We start from the raw sequence: 19,863 nt of genomic DNA on the forward strand, positions 1-19,863 counted from the left end.
CTTGGTCGGTTGTTGCCGGCCTTGGTAGACATGCGATTTAGAAATCGACGATCAGGTTTGCGCGGCCGGCGCTCGACCGCGCGCCGTCGCCGAATTCGCCGAGATAGGTGATTGCCAACCGGGCTGATTTGGAGAGCCGGGCGGAAATGCCCGCTTCCACCACCAGCGCATCGCGCGCGATGGGAACGCCCGCGATGGTAAACGGGCTGCCACCGGCAAAGGCAAGGCGTGCGGACGGTGAAAGGTCGCCTTCCGCATGGCGCCATCCGAGCATGCCGGAGGCGGAAACCGGCATCTGGTCTACCGGCAGATCCGCCCACCAGCGCAGGCCAATGGTCGTGAGCATGGCGTCGTCGGTGGCGCCTTCTGCCGATAGCGCTGCCGAACCACCGTTTTCCTGGAACGCATCCGTATCGAGATAGACATAGGCCAGGTTTGCGAACGGCTGCAGCCTGACGTCGTCCGCACTGAGCGTGAAGGAAAGGTCGGCGAAAACCTGTGCAACGGTGCTGTCGTAGTCGGCGGTCAGGTGATCGGCGAACGAGCCGAATGCGAGGTCACGCTCCGACGAAACCTCGTTGTGGGTATAGATCGCGCCGCCTACAAGGTTCAGCGCCCCGATGTTCCCATATCCGTAGAGGCCGGCATGGTAGGCGTCGACGCGCGCCTGCGGTTGAACGGTGAGATGGCTGTAGCCGAGGATCCCGCCGAGGCGCCAATCGTCGGAAACCGCCATATCGGCGCCGACGAGAACACCTGCCGTACGGCTATCGATAGCGGCGGCGTTGCCGTCACCGGACAAATGGCCCGTGCCTGCAAAACCCGACGTCCAGAAGACGGCGTCCTCTGTTTCCTGAAGTGTCGAGACGGCGGAGCTCGCGCGCTCCAGAATGGCGTCCCGCGGAAAGCGGCTGTCCCACATCAGCGCGCTCTTGACCGAGGCGTGGACTTCTCCGCTCAGCTGGGAAAAGGCGCTTGCGGCCGTTGCATCATCCAGAGAGAGCACGGCCAGCGTGAGCGGGTTCGTGACGCCCAACGCTTCGACGGCGCTTGCCGTCGCGCGCCCGTTGGCGGTTTCTGCAAGGTCAGCGAAGGCAACGTCGTTGCGGTCGAGCGTCAGATCGATGCCGGTGGCGCCATAGGTCAGCGTCGGCGAAAGGAAGGCAAGATTGCTGGTCACCGCGTCGAACTGGCCGCTGACAGTGCCGGCGGAAACGATCGTGTAACTCGTCGACGGGTCATAGACGCCGCTGCCCGCGAGGACCGCGAGCCTGCCGCCCTCAAGCGAAAGCGCGCCCGATACGGCCAGGCGGTCGGATTGCCCCGCCGCATCCACATCCACCTGATAGATCGAGCCCGAACGGAACGTCAGGTCGCCGTTGACGGTTGCAACCGCGATGCCCGGGCCTGGCGAGACCACGCCGCCGGCATTGACCGTCAGGCCGCCGACGATGCCGCTGCCGGACAAGAGACCGCCGTCGAAGATTTGGACAGTCCCGGCGATCGTCCCCTGATTGACGAGCGTGCCGCCCGTGATGCTTGCCGCGCCACTGACCGTGCCGGTGTTTTGGAACAGGCCGCCGCTGTTTGCGAGCGAGGCAATGGTTCCGTCGTTCGACCCGGTGCCGGCGTTGGAGACGGCCCCGGCTGTCGCGCCGCTGTTGTTGGTGAACGTGCCGTTGGCGCCGATCTCGACATCTGCGAGCGCCGCATTGTTGACGACGCTGCCGCCGGCAACGGTTGTCTTTCCGGTCACCGTGCCGTTGCCGTTGTTGGTGAAGGATCCGCCATCGTTGCGCACGGACGCGATGGTTCCGGCATTCGACAGGGTGCCGGCGTTGGCGACGTTGCCGGCGACGGCGCCGCTGTTGTTGACGAAGGCGGCCGCGGCCGCGACGTCTGCGTCGGTGACGACGAAGTTGTTCGTCACGGTGCCGCCTGCAACCGTCGTCTTCCCGGTGATGGTGCCGCCGGCATTGTTGGCGAAGTTTCCGGCCGTGTTGGTCAGTCCGGCGATCGTGCCGGCATTCGACGCGGACCCGCTGTTGATGACCGCGCCGGCGTTCGCCCCCGAGGTGTTTGTGAAGGTGCCGTTCGCGCCGACGGTCACCGCACCGAGTGTCGCATTGTTGGTGACGGCGCCGCCCGACACCGTCGTCTCGCCGGTCACTTCGCCGCCGAAATTGTTGGTGAAGCTTCCGGCGTCGTTGCGCACCGACGCGATGGTGCCGGCGTTCGAGACCGTGCCGGCGTTGGTCATCGCGCCCGCCGTTGCGCCATTGTTGTTGACGAAGGCTGCGGCGGCCGCGACATCCGCATCGGTGACGACGAAGTTGTTGGTGACGGTTCCGCCCGACACCGTCGTTTTCCCGGTGATGGTGCCGCCGGTGTTGTTGGTGAAATTCCCTTGGGTGTTGGTGAGCGAGCCCATGGTTCCGGCGTTGGAGGCGGTACCGGCATTCACCGTCGCGCCGGCGACGGCGCCGGTGTTGTTCACGAAAGTACCCCCGGCCGAGACGTTGACGTCACCGACCTGGCCGTTGTTGGAGAGCGACGTGGCGCTGCCGACGCTGGCGCTGTCCAACGTTCCGTTCACCGACACGTTGCCGTTGTTCAGCGTCAGCCGTCCGTTGAGGTCCCCGTCGATCGACAGGCTGCCGCCGTTCAGTTCGACATCGGAGGTGAGTTCGCCGCCTGCATTGATGCTGACGCTTCCCGAATTGATCGTGCTGCCGTTGGTGACAGTCAGCGCGCCGGTGTTGGAGATGGTGACATTGCCGCCGTCGACGCCGAGCTGGCGGATCGTCCGGCCGTCGTTGACCTGCGGAGAACCGGTGCTGACCTCCGCTGCGTCGTTTGCACCGGGCAGCGCCGGCGCCCAGTTCGCACCGTTGCCGAATTCATTGTCGGCTCCCCCGGTCCAAACGGACTGGGCAAGTGCAGGCGTCGAGAAGGCAAGGGAAGCTAGTGCCGTGAAAAGGCCGAGGCGTTTGGAAAGAACCGCGAGCGGTGTTTGTCGCATGGGTGCCGCCGGTGCTACGAACGCTCGCGAATCAGCCAGCGGAATGGGTAGCTTTGGCTATCTAATCATGGTTAACGATTTACTACCACCGTTGCGCCCGGGCCGGATGCGACGCCGCCATCGGCCGGTGGCGGAGCCGAAGGTTTCGGCTCCGCTTGCCCGTTGAAAGCGTCGGAAAACGCACGCTCAACTGAGTGGGAAGCCCATGGCCGAGACCATTTTCAGCCACGGCCTGCGCCAGCCGCCGGACTTGTCGGCGGTGTCGAGCGCATACATGGTGATCTGTGCGCCGAGCCAGCGGAACGGCTCGGGCGGGATCGTGTTCGGAAGGCTGGTGGCGAAATCCAGCCGGCTCTCCGGCGTCTTCGATCCGTCGAGAATGTCGAGCGCGATGCGCGCGCCGAAACGCGAGGCCGAGACGCCGAAGCCGGAATAGCCGCCAGCATAGACGACCTTTTCATCATGGTAGCGCTGGAAGTGCACGGCCATGCGGGTGCTGAGATCGATCGGACCGCTCCAGGCATGGGTGAAGCGCAGGCCTTCGAGTTGTGGGAAGGTATCGAAGAAGGCGGCGGCCAGCGGCTCATAGGTATCGAGTTCCCGGTCGACCGACGGAAACGGATCGCCGGCAAAGGCATAGGCGAGGCGGCCGCCGAAGATGATGCGGTTGTCCTTGGTGAGCCGCATGTAGTTCATCTGGGTGCGGGTGTCGTAGACGCCCTGGCGATGGTTCCAGCCGATGGATGCCATCTGGTCTGCCGACAGGGGCTCTGTCGCCAGCACCCGGTCGCGCACGGCGACGACCCTGTTTTTGATCTTCCTGTGGCCCGAGGCAAAGGCATTGGTGGCGAGCAGCACTTTCGGCGCGGTCACGCTGCCGGAAGGCGTGTGCGCCTTCATCCGGTCGCCGAGGTCTTCGAGACCGGTCAGTTCGGTGTTCTCGAAGATCCGTACACCGAGCGTGAGCGCGACCCGCTTCAGCCCGAAGGCGAGCAGCGCCGGATGCACCGTGCCGCAGATATGCTTCGACCAGACGCCGGCTTTGTAGCGTGGCGAATTGATTTCGGCGCGGACCGCGCTCTGATCGAGGAAGGCCGCCTGATGACCGTATTTCAGGTGAAGTTCGTGCTCCTCGTGCAGCGCCTCGATATGGGCGTCGTCGACCGCGACGGTCAGCTCCCCGCCCCATTCGGCATGACAATCGATCGCATGCTCCTCAAGCGTCTTGAGAAAGCCGTGCATGTTCTCCTGGCCGAGCTTCTCGAGCGCTGCGATGTCCTTCGGGAAAATGCGCACGGCGTTCGAAAGCCCGTGCATGACCGAGGTCGAGACCACGCCGCCCGGCCGGCCCGAAGCGCCGTTGGCGACCGAGCCTTTCTCGATCAGCACGACCTCGATCTCGGGCCGGCGCTGCTTTGCCTGAATGGCGCCCCACAATCCGGTAAAGCCGCCGCCGACGACGAGCAGGTCGGCTTTCAGATGTCGCGACAGCCGTTCTCGGGGCTCAGGCGCATCCGGCCGGTCGAGCCAGAAGGGCGTCATCGTCACATCTGCAAGAGCTTTGCTTCTTACCTTGGTCATGGGGACGGCTCACATCACTTGGCGGCAGGGGCGGTGTAGAGGACGTAGACCTTGCGCATCGTCTCGATCACCTCGAAACGAACCTCGACGCCGGCTGGAAGCACGTAGCTTTCGCCCGCCGTAAAGGTCTCGATCGAACCATCGGGGTTGGTGATTGCGACCTTGCCCGAGAGAATGACGCTGTATTCGTTGCCATCGGGATAGGACAGCATTTCCGCGTAGGGGGTCGACTGCCAGGTGCCGATGACGACGGCCTTGTCGGGGCTTTCGAAATGCACGTCGCCGAGTTCGTCCGCAACGCCCGAGAGGATCGCCTCCGGCGGCACGACGCTGCATTTTTCGAGCGCGTTGAGGCCGACACCATCGCGCCCGAGTTTGATGACCTTCGACATGTTCACTCCAGTTCAGAAAGACGAGCGCCAAATCGATCGGCCACGCGCCAGGGTTTCGTTGCTTCATTCTTCTGCGGAACGACCAGATGGCCGAGAGCAGTATGCCGTCTCGGCAGTCCTGTGCCGCCCTGCCTGCCGCGGATCTACTGTGCGGCTTGCACCATTTTTCTAGGCGCCGGGACCGCAGGTCGGAATACGCCAAAGGGCTAGGTTCGGGCCGCTGCATTCCGTTCGTCCCGCGTCGCGAGGCCTTGTCCCGCTGGATGTCCGCCGCCTAGGCCGTTGTTTTGGTTCACCAAAAGATAGTTTTGGAAATCCCGTAGTGAAAATCCGTTACTTGCGACGGGCCGAACCTTCACCTAGTCTGTGCTTGGAGGAGAACAACATGAACGATAATACGATCATCAAAGTCTGCGCGCCGACGCAGCAGGTGTCTGGCGTGGGCGATCTGGCGCTGTCGCTGATGGAGGGGGTGGGCCGCTCAGATTTCCAGGACCGGCTGACACATTCGCTCAAGCGGCATATCGCAATCGATGCCGGCCTGATGCTCCTCTATCGACGCGACGCCGCGCCGAAGATCCTTTACAACGACTGGCGCACGGACAGGGGGCTGTCGGATATCCGCGCCTATCTGCAGGGGCCGTACCGGATGGACCCGTTCTACCGGCTGGCGCTCGACAACGGCGACGACGGGCTTTACCGCCTGCGGCAGATCGATCCGTCGTTCGACCGGTCGCAATATTACCGCGACTATTACCGGCATTCGGGCCTGCACGACGAATTCAACGTCTTCATTGGCATCGATGCCGACACCAAGATCGCAATCTCTCTGGCGCGGCGCCATGCGCACGCCGCCTTCAGCGGCGAAGACCAGGATTTCCTGCAGAGTGCGGCGCCGCTCATCAGCATGGCCGTGCTTCGGCACTATCGCGATCTGAGGCCCGAAAGTCTGGGCGACGACGGCTCGCCGCTGCAAAGCGCCCTGGCGCAGGCGGTCAGGAACTTTGGTCGCAGCCTGCTGACCGACCGCGAGTGCCAGGTGGCGCAGATGATCCTGCGCGGTTACTCGGTCAAGGGTGCCGCCGAAAAGCTCGGCATCTCGCCGGCAACCGTCAAGCTGCATCGCCGCAATCTCTATGCCAAGCTCGACATCACCTCGCAGACGGCGCTGTTCTCGCTGTTCATCGACGCCGTGTCTTCGGCGAGCAATGCGTTTGAAGATCCGCTGGCCACCTATCTTTCGCCGGCTGGCGCGCTGAGACCGCATTGATCCCAGCGCGCTGCGTCGGCAATTCCGCAGAAGCACCTCTTCCCAGGAGATGCCTTAAGCGGTGGCGCTTACCCTTTGTTCGGAGCGCCGCGAGACGAGTTGCGCGGCGACCAAGCCCAGCACGACGATGCCGAGGATGATCGTCGAGATCGCGTTGATCTCCGGCGTCACGCCGAACTTGATCTGCGAATAGATCTTCATCGGCAGGGTCGAGGCGCCCGGCCCGGTAGTGAAGCTCGAGATCACCAGATCATCCAGCGACAAGGTGAAGGACAGAAGCCAGGCGGAGACGAGCGCCGGGATCATGTTCGGTAAGGCGACGCTGACGAAGGCTTTCGCCGGCGGGCAACCGAGGTCGCGTGCTGCCTCCTCGAGCGACGGGTCGAGCTCGACTAGCCGCGATTGCAAGACGACGGTCGCAAAGCAGAGCGTGAAGGTGGTGTGCGCCAGCGTGATGGTCAGCGGCCCGCGGTCGATCCCGAGCGTCACGAACATCAGAAGCATCGAGACGGCCATCACCACCTCGGGCATCACCATCGGCGCAAGCAGCATGCCGTTCAAGAGCGCCCGACCGCGGAAGCGTCGCAGCCGCACCATGACGACGGCGGCAAGCGTGCCGAGAAGGGTTGCAGCGGTGGCCGAGACCGCCGCAACCAGGAAGCTGACCTTCGCGCCCTCGATGATCGAGGGGTTGTTGAGAACGGTCGCGTACCATTGGGTGGAGAAACCGCCCCAGACCGTTACGAGCTTCGAGCCGTTGAAGCTGTAGACGACAAGCACGACGATCGGCAGATAGAGGAAGGCGAGGCCGAACAGGATCGACAGCCGATTGAACCAGCTTGGTTTGGTCATCGCTTGCTCCTCAGCCTTGTTCGCGCGATTGGCGTGATTGGAAATAGACGATCGGCACGACCAGAAGGGCGAGCAGCACGATCGTCACGGCAGCCGCCATCGGCCAGTCGCGGTTGTTGAAGAATTCGAGCCAGATGGCGCGGCCGATCATCTGCGTGTCGGCCCCGCCGAGCAAATCCGGGATCACGAATTCGCCGACGACCGGGATGAAGACCAGCGCGCAGCCGGCCAGTACACCGGGCAGGCTCAAGGGGAAGGTGACCCGCCAGAAGGCGGAGATGCGCGAGCAGCCAAGATCGCGTGCCGCCTCGATCAGGGTGCGGTCGGCGCTGCTCAAGGTCGAGTAGATCGGCAGCACCATGAAGGGCAGGTAGGTGTAGACGATACCGATATAGATTGCGGTCTCGGTGTTGAGGATGCGCAGCGGCTCGCTGATCAGGCCGATCTTCAGCAGCAGCGCGTTCAGAAGACCGTCGTTCCTCAGGATGCTCATCCAGGAATAGACGCGGATCAGCATCGAACTCCAGAACGGCACGATGACCAGGAAGACGAGAAGCGATCGCGATGACGGCGAGCAGGATGCGATGCCATAGGCGAGCGGATAGGCGATGAACAGCATGGCGGCAGTCGAGATCGCAGCGATCTTCAGGCTCGTCAGATAGGCCAGAAGATAGGTGTCGTCGGTGAGCACATAGAGGAAGTTCTCGAAGTTGAGCCTGAGATTGAGGATCGATCCGTCCCAGGCGGTCAGCGGCTCGAAGGGCGGCATGCCGAGCCGCACGGTCGAGAGGCTGATGCCGGCGACCAGCGCGAACGGTGCCAGGAACAACACGAGAAGCCAGGCATAGGGAATGGCGATCAGCAGGCGCTTGCCCCAGTTCGCCTTTGCGGGCGATGCCGAAACGGAAGTCATGGTGCTCTCCTATTCGGCCAGCAGCCGGCTTGCCTGCGGCGGCCAGCTTGCAAACACCCGATCGCCGACGCCGAGATCGCTCTCAGCGCCAAGGTTGACCCGGCGCGCGTCGAGTGTCGCGCCCGACTTCAGCCGCACGCGATAGTGCCGCTCAACGCCGGTGTAGGTGAGCTGCTCCACGGTGCCTTCAAGACCGCTGCCCGAAGTCGCAAGTTCCACCCGTTCGGGTCGGACCGAAACCCAGAACGGCCGGTCGAGCGCCACCTGGTCGGTGAAGGCGGCGCGCACGCCGCCGCCGGCCTCATCGCTGTCGATCCGCAGTTCTTCGCCGCTCCGCTCCGTGCGTCCACCGGCAAAGACATTGGTTTCGCCAAGGAACTTCGCGACGTAGCGCGATCGCGGCGCCTCATAGACTTCCGAAGGTGAACCGACCTGCAACACCTGCCCCTGCTTCATGATGGCGATGCGGGTGGAGACGGTCATCGCCTCGTGCTGGTCGTGGGTGACGATGATGAAGGTGAGGCCGAGTTCGCGTTGCAGGCGGACGAGTTCGAGCTGGGTTTCCGTGCGCAGGTTCTTGTCGAGCGCGCCCAAGGGCTCGTCGAGCAGCAGCACCTTCGGCCGCTTGACCAGCGCGCGGGCGAGCGCCACGCGCTGGCGCTGGCCGCCGGAAAGCTGCACCGGCTTGCGATCGAGAAGTGCGGTCAGTTGCAGCTTTTCCGCAACCTCGTCGATCCGCTTCCGGATTTCGCTCTTGTCGAGCCCGTCCTGTTGCAATCCGAATGCGATGTTCTTGCCGACGGTCAGGTGCGGAAACAGCGCATAGGACTGGAACATCATGTTGGTCGGGCGCTTGTGCGCCGGCACGTCGGTGACATCGGCCCCTTCCAGCCTGATCGCGCCCGAGGTTGGCGTCTCGAAGCCGGCGATCATCCTGAGCAGCGTCGACTTTCCGCAGCCCGAGGGCCCGAGGAGGGAGAAGAATTCGCCCTTCTCGATGCCCAAGTTGATGTTGTTGACGGCCGCGACGACGCCATAGGACTTCGCCAGGTTCTCGATCGAAATATAGGATGGCACGGGATCTGGTCCTGCTGTTGACGGTTCGCGCTATTGGCCGGCTCTGAACGCCGACCAGACGCGGGTGCGCTCGCGCGTCTGGCGCGGCGGCAGCGACTTGTCGACGAAGAGCTTGGAACGGACTTCGGCAGGCGGATAGATGTTCGGATTGTCGCGGATCGCAGAATCGACTTCCGGTGTCGCCGCTGCATTGGCGTTGGCGTAGAAGACGTGGTTGCTGATCGCCGCGACCGTCTTCGGCTCAAGAATGTAGTCGATGAAGGCGAGCGCCTGTTGCGGATCCGGCGCGTCGGCCGGGATCGCCATCGTGTCGAAGGAGATGATCGTGCCTTCCTTCGGGATCGAATAGTCGACCGCAACGCCGGTCTCCGCCTCTTCGGCGCGGGCAGCGGCAATGCCGGCGTCGCCACTCCACATCAGCGCCAGGCACAGTTGGCCCGATGCCATGTCGGCGACGAGCTGGCCGCTCTGCATATGGCGGATGTAGGGACGAAGCTTGAGCAAGAGCTCCTTCGCCTTGTCGAGGTCATCCGGCTTGGTCGAATAGGGATCGAGGCCGAGATAGTTGAGCGCGATCGGGATCACCTCGTTCGGCGCGTCGACGATGCCGATGCCGCAGTCCTGGAACTTCGCCGCGACCTCGGGCTTGAAGAACATGTCGAGGCTGTTGGTGGGCGCATCGGGCAGGCGATCGGCGACGAGCTTGGCGTTGTAGGCGACCCCCGTCGTCAGCCACATATAGGGAACAAGGTATTTGTTCTCGGGGTCGTGCTCGGCGACAAGCTTGAGGAGGTCCTTATCGAGATTGCCATAGTTCTTGAGCGCCGTGACATCGATCGGCTTCAGTGCGCCGGACTGGATGAGACGCTCGCCGACCGTGGCGCTCGGGAAGGCGACGTCGAAGCCGCTGCCGCCGGCAAGCAACCGGGTCTCGAGCACTTCAAGGGAATCGTAGAAGTCGACCCGAGTTTCGACGCCGGTCTTCGCCTGGAAGTTCGAAACGGTGTCTTCGGCGAAGTAGTCGGAGAAATTGTAGATGAACAGCTTGTCCTGCGCGTGGGCCGCCGTTGAGGCCGCAAGGGCGACGAGCGACGCCGCAAACATGGAGCGCAGGGCGGTGGGGGTTAAGTTTTGCATGGTTCCTCCCAAGGACACGGTATTTTTGTTTTCGCCAAAGTGATCGGCGGGTCCTTGGAGGGCAACACTCCCTTTGGCTAGGTGCGGGAGGCATGGCGGCGGCGTAAACCGCAATCGACGCCTGCCTTTGCTGCATCAAGGGTGATTGTTTGACCCGCATCGAAGTAACGTTCGATCAAAGGGCATTTCTCCGGTGGCAATGGCTGCTAGGGTTCCGGCGACAGAAAGGGAGAACTTCCATGGACGAAAAATTCAACCAGCCGCTCGGCGGCAACGACATGCCCCGCTTCGGCGGCCCCGGCACGATGATGCGCCTCCCGACGGCGACGTCGGCTGAGGGCCTCGATGCGTGCTTCGTCGGCATCCCCATGGATATCGGCGCGTCCAACCGTTCCGGCACCCGCTACGGACCGCGCCAGATCCGCGCGGAATCCGTGATGATCCGCCCCTACAATATGGCGACGGGCGCAGCACCCTTCGAAAGCCTGCAGGTCGCCGATATCGGCGACATCGCCATCAACACCTTCAACCTGCCGGCCAACATGGAGATCATCGCCCGCGGCATCGGCGAGATCCTGAAGCACGATTGCATTCCGCTGACGCTCGGCGGCGACCATACGATCAGCTACCCGATCCTGAAGGCGGTCGCGGAAAAACACGGGCCGGTCGCCCTCATCCATGTCGATGCGCATGCGGATATCAACGACACGATGTTCGGCGAAAAGATTGCCCACGGCACGCCGTTCCGCCGCGCCTATGAGGACGGCTGCCTCAATCCCAATCTCGTCTTCCAGATCGGCCTGCGCGGCACCGGCTATGCGTCCGACGATTTCGACTGGTCGCGCGACAAGGGCTTTACCGTCGTCCCGGCCGAGGAATGCTGGCACAAGTCGCTGGTGCCGCTGATCGAAGGCATCCGCGCGAAGATCGGCAACCACAAGACCTACCTGACCTTCGACATCGACAGCCTTGATCCGGCCTATGCGCCGGGCACCGGCACGCCGGAGATCGGCGGCCTGACCATCATCCAGGCGATCGAGATCATCCGCGGTTGCCGCGGCCTCAACCTCGTCGGCGCCGATCTCGTCGAGGTCAGCCCGCCCTTCGACACGACGGGCACGACCGCGATCACCGCGGCGAACCTGCTTTACGAAATGCTCTGCGTGCTGCCGGGCGTGAAGTACAAGCGGTAATGCTTCCGGCGAGCTTAGGTGCGGATTGGCAGGAGGCCGGAGGCGGCCTCCTTTCCAAAGACCTTTCGACTACCTTCAGTTCTTTGCCGGTCGCAGGCGGCTCCAGATCGGCGCGACGACATTGCCCATGACGACGATGGTCGCGGCGCCGACGACGATGGCGAGCAGGGCCTGCTGCGCCGAGGTCGCGAGCCAGCCGACGAAGCCGGGGGCGACCTGAAGCGCCTGGGCGACGTGCTCGGAGATGTCGTGGATCAAATGTTCCGGACCGGCCTGGCCCATCTGCGCCATGCCGTGCACGAGGATGCTGCCGCCGACCCAGAGCATGGCGGCCGTGCCGATGGCGGCGAGCAGCTTGAGGAAGACCGGCATGCCGAGCACGAGCCCGCGGCCGAGCGGACGCAGGAGCGAGACGGGGTTCTTGGCAAGCGCGACGCCGGCGTCGTCGGCCTTCACGATCAGGGCGACCGCTCCGTAGACGGCGAGCGTGATGAGGATACCGACGCCGGCCAGAACCGCGCCCTGCATGTAGATGCTGGCTTCGGCAACGGTCGAGAGCGTCAACGCCATGATCTCGGCGGAAAGAATGAAGTCGGTGCGGATGGCGCCGGCAACCTTCTCGTTTTCAAGGGCTGCCGGATCGCTGGTTGCGCCGAGCACGGCTTCCTCATGCGCATGGGCGGCATGGGGGAAAAGCGCGCCATAGAGCTTCTCGGCGCCCTCGTAGCAGAGATAGATGCCGCCGACCATGAGCAGCGGCGTGATCGCCCAGGGGGCGAAGTAGCCGAGAAGAAGGGCTCCGGGCAGAAGGAAGAGCAGCTTGTTCTTGAGCGAGCCGAAGGCGATCCGCGCGATGATCGGCAGCTCCCGCTCCGGCGTCAGGCCGACGACATAGCGGGGCGTCACCGCCGCGTCGTCGATCACCACGCCTGCGGCCTTGGTGCTGGCCTTCACCGTCTGGGCGGCGACGTCGTCGAGCGAGGCGGCAGCCATCTTGGCGATCGCGGTGATATCGTCGAGGAGGGCGATGAGACCTGTGGCCATTGATGGCTGAACCCTTTGAGAGAAATCCGAAAAGTGGCGGTTAAGTCGCCAGTAACCACCATAGCGTGTCGAGTCAACGGCAGCCGGGGTTGCATCAATCGTGGTCTCGCATCGCGGAGGCTTCCGGCGGTTCGGCGCCGGCCATTCTGGTCTTCAAACGTGATCGCGTTGCCCGGCCTGTGCCATTGACGCACACCTCGTTTCGATTTACGACTGACGAAATACAAAATTCGTCAGTCGTAAATCGAAAGGCCAGCGATCCGGTGAGCAACGATATCGTCGTCGACCAGACACGGCAGGACAACATCACGCGCATCCTCGATGCGGCGGAGGGCCTGTTCCGGCATTTCGGCTACAGCAAGACCAACGTGGCCGACATCGCCCGCGAGCTCGGCATGTCGCCGGCAAACATCTACCGCTTCTTTGCGTCGAAGGCTGAGATCCACCAGGCGCTTTGCGCGCGGATGCTCGCAGCAAGCTACCAGCAGGCGCAGGAGATCTGCCAATTGCCGCTCACCGCCAGCGAGCGTCTGCGCCGCTACGTCCATGCCCAGCACCGCATGACGGTGGAACTCATGCTCGACGATACCAAGGTGCACGAGATGGTGATCGTTGCCATCGAGCGCGAATGGCACGTTATCGACAAGCATATCGACCGGATCGACGCGCTTCTCGCCGACGTCATCCGCGAAGGCATTGCCGCGGGCGAGTTCCGCGACCAGGACGCCGATGCCGCGTCCCGCTGTTTCGGGGCTGCGACCGTCACGCTCTGTCATCCGCAAATGGTCGCCCAGTGTCTGAGCAAATCGAACCGTGCAAGCCCCGAAGAGCTGGTCGAGTTCGCGATTAACGCATTGAAAGTTTAGCAGAAATATTTCCGGCGCGGCTTCTGCCTGCGCCAGCCTGTTTTGGGAGTGCGAACATGTTTAAGCCCTTAGAATTTCGCCGCCGTATTTCATTCTTTGCCACTGCTGCACTCCTTACGACGCTCACGGCGACCCTTGCCGGCTGCTCGCAGGAAAAGACCGAAGCCACTGCTGTCGTGCGCCCGGTCAAGGTCGTCGAGATCGCCGAGGCCGACACGGCCCGCCAGCTCAGCTATTCCGGCTCGGTTCGGGCGCGGACCGAAATGAACCTCGGCTTCCGCGTCAGCGGCAAGATCGTCGAGCGGGTCGTCAATGTCGGCGACCGCGTCAAGGTCGGCGATCTGCTCGCCCGTATCGACGCTACCGACTACGAGCTTGCCGTGCGCAGCGCCTCGGCCAATCTGGAAGCGGCCGAGCGCCAGGTCGAGACGGTCAAGCTGGTGCGCGACCGCGCCGAACAACTGCTCGCCCGGAAGTTTGCCTCGCAGGCCCAGTTCGATCAGTCGGTGCTGAGCTACAACCAGGCCGTGGCGACGCGCGACGCCGCGAAGTCGGCGCTGTCGCAAGCGGAAAACCAGGTGACCTATACGAACCTTGTCTCCGACCGGCCGGGCATCGTCACCACGATCAATGCCGATGTCGGCCAGGTCGTCGGCTCGGGCACACCTGTCGCCACCGTCGCCGTCGAGGGCGAAAAGGAAGTGCAGGTCGCCGTGCCCGAGACGGAGATCGCCAATTTCAAGACCGGTCTTCCGGTGAAGGTTGGGCTCTGGTCCGACACCGGCCTGTCGCTGGATGGCACGGTGCGCGAGGTGGCGGGTAGCGCCGACCAGCAGTCGCGGACCTTTTCCGTGCGGGTGAGCCTGCCGAACGATCCGCGGGTGCTGCTCGGCATGACCGCCACCGTCGAGGCTTCTGCCGGCAGCGGCAAGCCTTATGTCTCGGTTCCCTTGAGCGCGCTTGCCCAGAAGGACGGCTACACCATCGTCTGGGTTGTCGACCGCGGTACGGAAACCGTCCGCAGCCGCCCGGTCACGCTTTCCGACTTCACCACCGACGGCGTGCGCGTCACCGACGGCCTTGCGGTTGGCGATCTCGTCGTCGCCGCCGGGACGCAGTTCATGGCAGACGATCTCAAGGTGACGATCTCGAACGCGACAATGCAGCACTCCGCTTCGGCCCAGGCCGAAGTCCCCCTCCTGCGCTGACACCCGAAAACCGCGGAACCGAGCCGATGACCACCTCCTCTTCCGACGAAAAGCGGCCTTTCAACCTTTCGCGCTGGGCGATCGCGCATCCGAGCATGGCGCGTTTCCTGTTCGGCCTCATCATCCTTGCCGGCGTCTTCGGCCTGATGCGCATGGGACAGAAGGAAGACCCGGACTTCACCTTCCGCGTCATGGTCGTGCAGGCCTTCTGGCCGGGCGCCTCGATCGAGGAGATGCAGGACCAGGTCGTCAACAAGATCGAGCGCAAGCTGCAGGAAACGCCGCATCTCGATTTCGTGCGCTCCTATACGCGTGCCGGCAGCGCGATCATCACCCTGCAGGTCGAAGGCGATACCAACGCGCAGCAGGTGGCGGACGCCTTCTATCAGGTCCGCAAGAAGGTCGGCGACATTTCCAACGAGCTGCCCGAAGGCTTGCTCGGTCCCTATTTCAACGACGAGTTCGGCGACACCTTCATCACGCTGCATTCGCTGAGCGGCGAAGGCTACAGCTATCCGGAGCTGAAGAAGTTCGCCATCCAGGCGCGTGACATGCTGTTGACGACGCCCGGCGTCGAGAAGGCCGTCATCATCGGCGACCAGCCGGAGAAGATCTATATCGACGTCTCGTCCAATGCGCTGGCCGAGCGCGGGCTGACGCTCAACGATTTGCGCAGCACGATTGCCGGCCAGAACAACATCGATCCGGCGGGTGCGGTCGATACCGGCACGCGCTCGGTGCGCATCTCGGTCGAAGGCAGTCTCGACAAGGTGGAGGACTTGAAGAACCTGAGGCTTCGCGCCGGCGGCCAGATCACCCGGCTTGGCGACATCGCCACGGTCAGCTCCGGTCTCGAGGATCCCTATTCGCGCAAGTTCCGCTTCAACGGCCAAGACAGCGTCCAGATCGGCGTCGTCATGGCCAAGGGCTTCAAGGTGACCGATGTCGGTAACGCGGTGGAGGCGACCTATGAGCGCTTCGAGGCGTCGCTGCCCTATGGCGTCAAGGTCGACCAGGTCTCCAACCAGCCCGAAGTGGTCAAGGAAGCCGTCGGTGAATTCATGAAGGCTCTCGGCGAGGCGCTGGCGATCGTGCTGGTCGTGTCGTTCCTGTCGATCGGCTGGCGTTCGGGCCTGGTGATCGCGATCACCATCCCGCTCGTTCTGGCCGCGACCTTCGCCATCATGTACGAGCTCGGTATCGACCTGCAGCGCATCTCGCTCGGCGCCTTGATCATTGCGCTCGGCCTTCTGGTCGACGACGCCATGATCGTGGTCGAGATGATGGAGCGAAAACTGGAAGAGGGCTTGGTGAAGGTCGAAGCTGCGAGCTTCGCCTATACCTCTACCGCCTTCCCGATGCTGACGGGCACGCTGATCACCACAGCCGGCTTCATTCCTGTCGGTTTTGCCGCCTCGACCGCCGGGGAATATGTGCGCTCGCTGTTCTACGTGGTCGGCATCGCGCTCGTCGTTTCCTGGTTTGTCGCCGTCTATTTCACGCCCTGGCTCGGCAACATGCTCCTGAAGCAGCGCAGCCACGCGGGCAACCATCACGACGTCTTCGACACGCGCTTCTACCGTCACCTGCGCACGACGGTGACGTGGGCCGTGCGCCATCGCATCATCGTGCTGTCGACGACGCTCGTCATCTTCTTCGTCAGCCTCTGGGCCTTCCAGTTCATTCCGAAGAACTTCTTCCCGCAATCGTCACGGCCGGAAATCCTGGTCGACCTTTGGCTGCCCGAAGGCACCAGCATCAAGGAAGTCGAGAAACAGGCCAAGGCACTCGAAGCCCGCATGATGGACGACGAGGACAAGCGCTTCATCGCCACCTATATCGGCGAGGGTGCGCCGCGCTTCTTCCTGCCGCTCGACCAGCAGCTTCGCAATCCGAACTTCGCCCAGCTTCTCGTGATGGCCAAGGACGAGCCGGCGCGCGAACGGCTGATCGCCAAGATGCGCGGAATTCTGGCCACTGATTTCCCGTCGATCCGCGCCAAGGTTGATCGCCTGTTCCTAGGCCCCCCCACCGGCTGGCCGGTGCAGATGCGCATCATGGGACCGGATCGGGAAGAGGTGAGGCGCATCGCCGATCGCGTCAAGGCGAAGTTCCACGAGAACCCGCAGCTTGGCGCCGTGCATGACGACTGGCTGGAGCCGGTGCCGGGCATGAAACTGGTGATCGACCAGGACCGCGCCCGCGCGCTCGGCGTCACCTCGCAGCGCATCCGCCAGATACTGCAGGCGAGCGTCACCGGTGCGCCGCTCGACAACTTCCGCGACGGCGAGGAGACGGTGGCGATCGTCGCCCGCGAACCGGCGGACAGCCGTAAACTCCTGAGTTCGGTCGATTCCATCTACATCCCGACCGACTTCGGCGGCTTCGTACCGCTCTCGCAGGTGGCCAAGGTCGTGCCGGTGCTCGAACAGGGCATCGAATGGCGCCGCGACCGCCTGCCGACGATCAGCGTGCGCGGCACGCTGCCGGATGGGGTGCAGCCGAACGACGTGGCGATGAAGATGTTCGGCGAAATGCAGCCGCTGCGCGACAGCCTGCCTGCCGGCTACTCGATCGCAATCCAGGGCGGTGCCGAGGATTCCGCCGAAAGCCAGGCCTCGATCGCCGCCAAGGCGCCGATCATGCTCGGTGTCATCGTCATCCTGTTGATGATCCAGCTGCAGCATTTCGGCAAGGCGATGCTGGTTCTCGCGACCGGTCCGCTCGGCATCATCGGTGCGGCGGCTGCCCTTCTGATCAGCGGCGCGCCCTTCGGCTTCGTCGCGATCCTCGGGGTCATCGCGCTGCTTGGCATCATCATGCGCAACTCGATCATCCTCGTCGACCAGATCGACCAGGATATCGCGGCGGGCATGGACCGCGCCGAGGCGATCGTCGGGTCGGCCGTGCGGCGCTTCCGTCCGATCACGCTCACGGCGCTGACGGCAGTGCTGGCGCTGATCCCGATCTCGCGCGGCGTCTTCTGGGGGCCGCTCGCCTACGCCATGATGGGCGGCATTCTGGTCGCGACCGTGCTGACGATCCTGGTTTTGCCGGCGGGCTATGCGCTCTTCTTCGGGCGCGAACCGAAGAAAGGTTCCGCCGAGCCTGAGACGGCGGAAAGCATCGAGGCCGAGGACGCAAAGACCGTAGCCTATCCCGCAGCCGTGGCGGCAGAGTAGCGCCACGGCTCCTTGCGAAGATGGCAGATCGGGCGGCGGGCAAGCCGTCCGACGTCAGGCGGTAATGTACATCGCCTGGCCCTGGGCGAGGTATTGGAATAGCTCGTAGCCCATCCAGATATAGCCATGACGCCCGTTCCATTCGCAGCCCCATTTCTCTCCGAAGCTGTTCTGGATGAGAATGGCCTGCTGCTCGTCGTCGTAGCCGATGATCAACATGCAATGGCCGGTGTTCGGCAGCTTTTCCAGTGGGCCCCTCAACGCGCTTGGCCCTTCATATTGCATGAAGCCCTTGTTCAGGGAGGTGCCGTAGCAAAGCGCGCCGCCCGCGACGATGACGGCCTTGATCGCGTCGAGATCGCTGGTCTCGACCGTCGCCCAGCCGGGGATCTGGAAGCTGGCATCGGCAAGGGCGTTGGGATCGTAGCGCGACCAGAGCTCGGGACAATTCGGAAAATAGGGCGCTGTCTTCCAGTTCGGGGTGCCGCCCTGCTTGAGCAGATTGAGATAGGAGGCGAGCTGCGATCCCGCGCAGCCCGTCTTCCCGTAGCTCTTCATCACCTCGATGTAGATATGGGCGGGGCTTGCCTGCCGCACGGGTTGCAACGGCGCCTCGCCGGTCGAGACCGCCGCCCAATAGCTGGCAAGTCCGTAGGTCGTGGCCCAGGCGGCGCAACTGCCGGGACTGCCGACATGGCTCGGTGTGCCCTGTGCCTTGGGCGGCGGCAGATAAAGCGCGTTGACGCTTGCCGCGCTCGGCAGCGATGCCGGTATCGGCGGCCGGAGCAGCGGGCCGTCTTCCTTGATCGTGGGATCATAGCCGAAGTTGAGAATTGCTTCCTGTACGGTCATCGGGATCTCCTGCCGGCAGCTTGGGTTGGGTGGGTGAAAGTCACGGATGCATGCGCCGCGCGCCGCCGGTATGTCCGGTGAGACGACAGCCGAAAGCGGTTCCCTCGTTTCCGGAGGGTGCAGTCGAAATCTCCCCGGCGACCGCGGTGCGTGTGTCAAGATGATACACATATAGGTTTATATTATCAGGATTATGCACGCTGAAAATCCTGGGTTTCGCAGGGTTTTCGATCATTCCATCGTTGTGCATAATGAAATGCACGTTTCATTATTGACATTTAATGGATCATGCATTCCGTTTAGCGTTCATAAGTCGTCTGGTCCCCTGGGAGGTTTCGAATGAGGAAGTTGCTGTTTGCCGCCATGTCGGTTCTGCTGGCTGGCACCGCTCACGCCGAGAACATCGGCATCACCATTGCCCGTTCCGACAGCGCGTTCCTGACCATCCTGCGTCAGGGCATGGAAGACCGGGCAGCCAAGCTCGATGGCGTGTCGGTCCAGGTCGAGGACGCCCAGAACGATCCGAGCAAGCAGCTGGATCAGGTGCAGAACTTCATTTCCTCCGGCGTCGATGCGATCGTCGTGGTTGCCGTCGATGGTGACGGCACTCCGGCGCTGACGAAAATGGCGAGCGCTGCCGGCATTCCGATTGTCTACGCCAACCATCCGCCGGCCGATGTCGATGCGCTTCCCGAAACGGCGGCCTTCGTCGGATCGAACGAGGTGGACTCGGGCACGCTGGAAACGAAGGAAGTGTGCCGGCTGCTTGGCGGCAAGGGTGCCGTCTACGTGCTGATGGGCCCGCTCAACAATCATTCGTCGCTGACCCGCACGAAGGATATCCACGACGTCATCGCCACCGACGGCTGCAAGGGCATGAGCGTGATCGAGGAGCAGAGCGCCAACTGGGATCGCCTCGAGGCCAGCAACATCATGACCAACTGGCTGTCGACCGGACGGGAATTCGATGCCGTCATCGCCAACAATGACGAGATGGCGATCGGCGCGATCCAGGCGATGAAGGCGGCGGGCACCGACATGTCGAAGGTGGTGGTCGGTGGCATCGATGCGACGCCGGACGGGCTTGCCGCCATGGCTGCCGGCGATCTCGACGTTACCGTCTTCCAGAACGCAATCGCGCAGGGCGCAACCGCGATGGATGCCGCCGTCGCCCTGGCGCGGGAGGAAAAGACGGAACGGCAGATCTGGGTTCCGTTCGAACTGGTAACGCCCGGGAACATGAAGGACTACGCCAAGGCGAACCAATAGCCTTT

General features: G+C 63.4%; 15 protein-coding genes. 6 read left to right on the top strand and 9 right to left on the bottom strand.

Going from position 1 to position 19,863, the window contains the following annotated elements; translation table 11 throughout:
• Positions 1–37: 37 nt before the first annotated feature.
• From ACIQUG_RS11335 to ACIQUG_RS11345, 3 genes are all read right to left on the bottom strand, one after another.
• Positions 38–3,022 (bottom strand): autotransporter domain-containing protein, encoded by a 2,985-nt coding sequence (locus ACIQUG_RS11335; protein ID WP_402321186.1) that lies wholly within the window; start codon positions 3,020–3,022, stop codon positions 38–40.
• A gap of 186 nt (positions 3,023–3,208) precedes the next feature.
• The gene (locus tag ACIQUG_RS11340) at positions 3,209–4,603 is read right to left on the bottom strand and encodes an NAD(P)/FAD-dependent oxidoreductase (RefSeq protein ID WP_402321189.1); all 1,395 of its coding nucleotides are present in this window, start codon (positions 4,601–4,603) and stop codon (positions 3,209–3,211) included.
• Positions 4,604–4,617: 14 nt separating this feature from the next.
• Positions 4,618–4,995, bottom strand: a complete 378-nt coding sequence (locus ACIQUG_RS11345; RefSeq protein ID WP_402321191.1) for a cupin domain-containing protein — start codon at positions 4,993–4,995, stop codon at positions 4,618–4,620.
• Positions 4,996–5,380: 385 nt separating this feature from the next.
• Here ACIQUG_RS11345 and ACIQUG_RS11350 point away from each other — a divergent pair, with 385 nt between their 5' ends.
• Positions 5,381–6,265, top strand: a complete 885-nt coding sequence (locus ACIQUG_RS11350) for a LuxR C-terminal-related transcriptional regulator (RefSeq protein ID WP_402321194.1) — start codon at positions 5,381–5,383, stop codon at positions 6,263–6,265.
• 54 nt (positions 6,266–6,319) lie between these two features.
• On the opposite strand, the gene ACIQUG_RS11355 is transcribed toward ACIQUG_RS11350, so the two are convergent.
• From ACIQUG_RS11355 to ACIQUG_RS11370, 4 genes are read right to left on the bottom strand one after another with little or no spacing between them, the layout of a single operon-like run.
• Positions 6,320–7,117 carry an ABC transporter permease gene (locus tag ACIQUG_RS11355; RefSeq protein WP_402321197.1) on the bottom strand — a complete coding sequence of 266 codons (798 nt, stop codon included), beginning with the start codon at positions 7,115–7,117 and terminating at the stop codon, positions 6,320–6,322.
• Positions 7,118–7,127: 10 nt separating this feature from the next.
• Positions 7,128–8,030, bottom strand: a complete 903-nt coding sequence (locus ACIQUG_RS11360) for an ABC transporter permease subunit (RefSeq protein WP_402321200.1) — start codon at positions 8,028–8,030, stop codon at positions 7,128–7,130.
• Between the two features lie 9 nt (positions 8,031–8,039).
• Positions 8,040–9,107 carry an ABC transporter ATP-binding protein gene (locus ACIQUG_RS11365; protein ID WP_402321203.1) on the bottom strand — a complete coding sequence of 356 codons (1,068 nt, stop codon included), beginning with the start codon at positions 9,105–9,107 and terminating at the stop codon, positions 8,040–8,042.
• A 30-nt stretch (positions 9,108–9,137) separates the two neighbouring features.
• A complete protein-coding gene (locus tag ACIQUG_RS11370; RefSeq protein ID WP_402321205.1) occupies positions 9,138–10,244 on the bottom strand; it encodes a polyamine ABC transporter substrate-binding protein in 1,107 nt (368 codons plus the stop codon).
• 239 nt (positions 10,245–10,483) lie between these two features.
• On the opposite strand from ACIQUG_RS11370, the gene speB reads away from it, so the two are divergent.
• A complete protein-coding gene (gene speB, locus ACIQUG_RS11375) occupies positions 10,484–11,437 on the top strand; it encodes an agmatinase (protein ID WP_402321208.1) in 954 nt (317 codons plus the stop codon).
• Positions 11,438–11,512: 75 nt separating this feature from the next.
• Here speB and ACIQUG_RS11380 read toward each other — a convergent pair whose 3' ends face one another.
• Complete coding sequence (locus ACIQUG_RS11380) at positions 11,513–12,481, bottom strand: DUF808 domain-containing protein (protein WP_402321211.1); 969 nt, start codon at positions 12,479–12,481, stop codon at positions 11,513–11,515.
• Between the two features lie 263 nt (positions 12,482–12,744).
• Here ACIQUG_RS11380 and ACIQUG_RS11385 point away from each other — a divergent pair, with 263 nt between their 5' ends.
• Genes ACIQUG_RS11385 through ACIQUG_RS11395 form a run of 3 tightly spaced genes read left to right on the top strand, consistent with a single transcriptional unit; the run spans position 12,745 to position 17,737 of the window.
• Entirely contained in the window at positions 12,745–13,347 is a 603-nt protein-coding gene (locus ACIQUG_RS11385) for a TetR family transcriptional regulator (protein WP_043611063.1), read from the top strand.
• Between the two features lie 56 nt (positions 13,348–13,403).
• Positions 13,404–14,555 (top strand): efflux RND transporter periplasmic adaptor subunit, encoded by a 1,152-nt coding sequence (locus ACIQUG_RS11390; RefSeq protein ID WP_402321216.1) that lies wholly within the window; start codon positions 13,404–13,406, stop codon positions 14,553–14,555.
• 26 nt (positions 14,556–14,581) lie between these two features.
• Entirely contained in the window at positions 14,582–17,737 is a 3,156-nt protein-coding gene (locus ACIQUG_RS11395) for an efflux RND transporter permease subunit (protein WP_402321219.1), read from the top strand.
• Between the two features lie 54 nt (positions 17,738–17,791).
• On the opposite strand, the gene ACIQUG_RS11400 is transcribed toward ACIQUG_RS11395, so the two are convergent.
• Entirely contained in the window at positions 17,792–18,589 is a 798-nt protein-coding gene (locus ACIQUG_RS11400) for a C1 family peptidase (RefSeq protein ID WP_402321222.1), read from the bottom strand.
• Positions 18,590–18,928: 339 nt separating this feature from the next.
• Here ACIQUG_RS11400 and ACIQUG_RS11405 point away from each other — a divergent pair, with 339 nt between their 5' ends.
• A complete protein-coding gene (locus tag ACIQUG_RS11405) occupies positions 18,929–19,858 on the top strand; it encodes a sugar ABC transporter substrate-binding protein (protein WP_402321225.1) in 930 nt (309 codons plus the stop codon).
• Positions 19,859–19,863 lie beyond the last annotated feature (5 nt).

It is taken from the genome of Ensifer sp. NPDC090286, assembly GCF_044769565.1.
Classification (GTDB): Bacteria; Pseudomonadota; Alphaproteobacteria; order Rhizobiales; family Rhizobiaceae; genus Ensifer.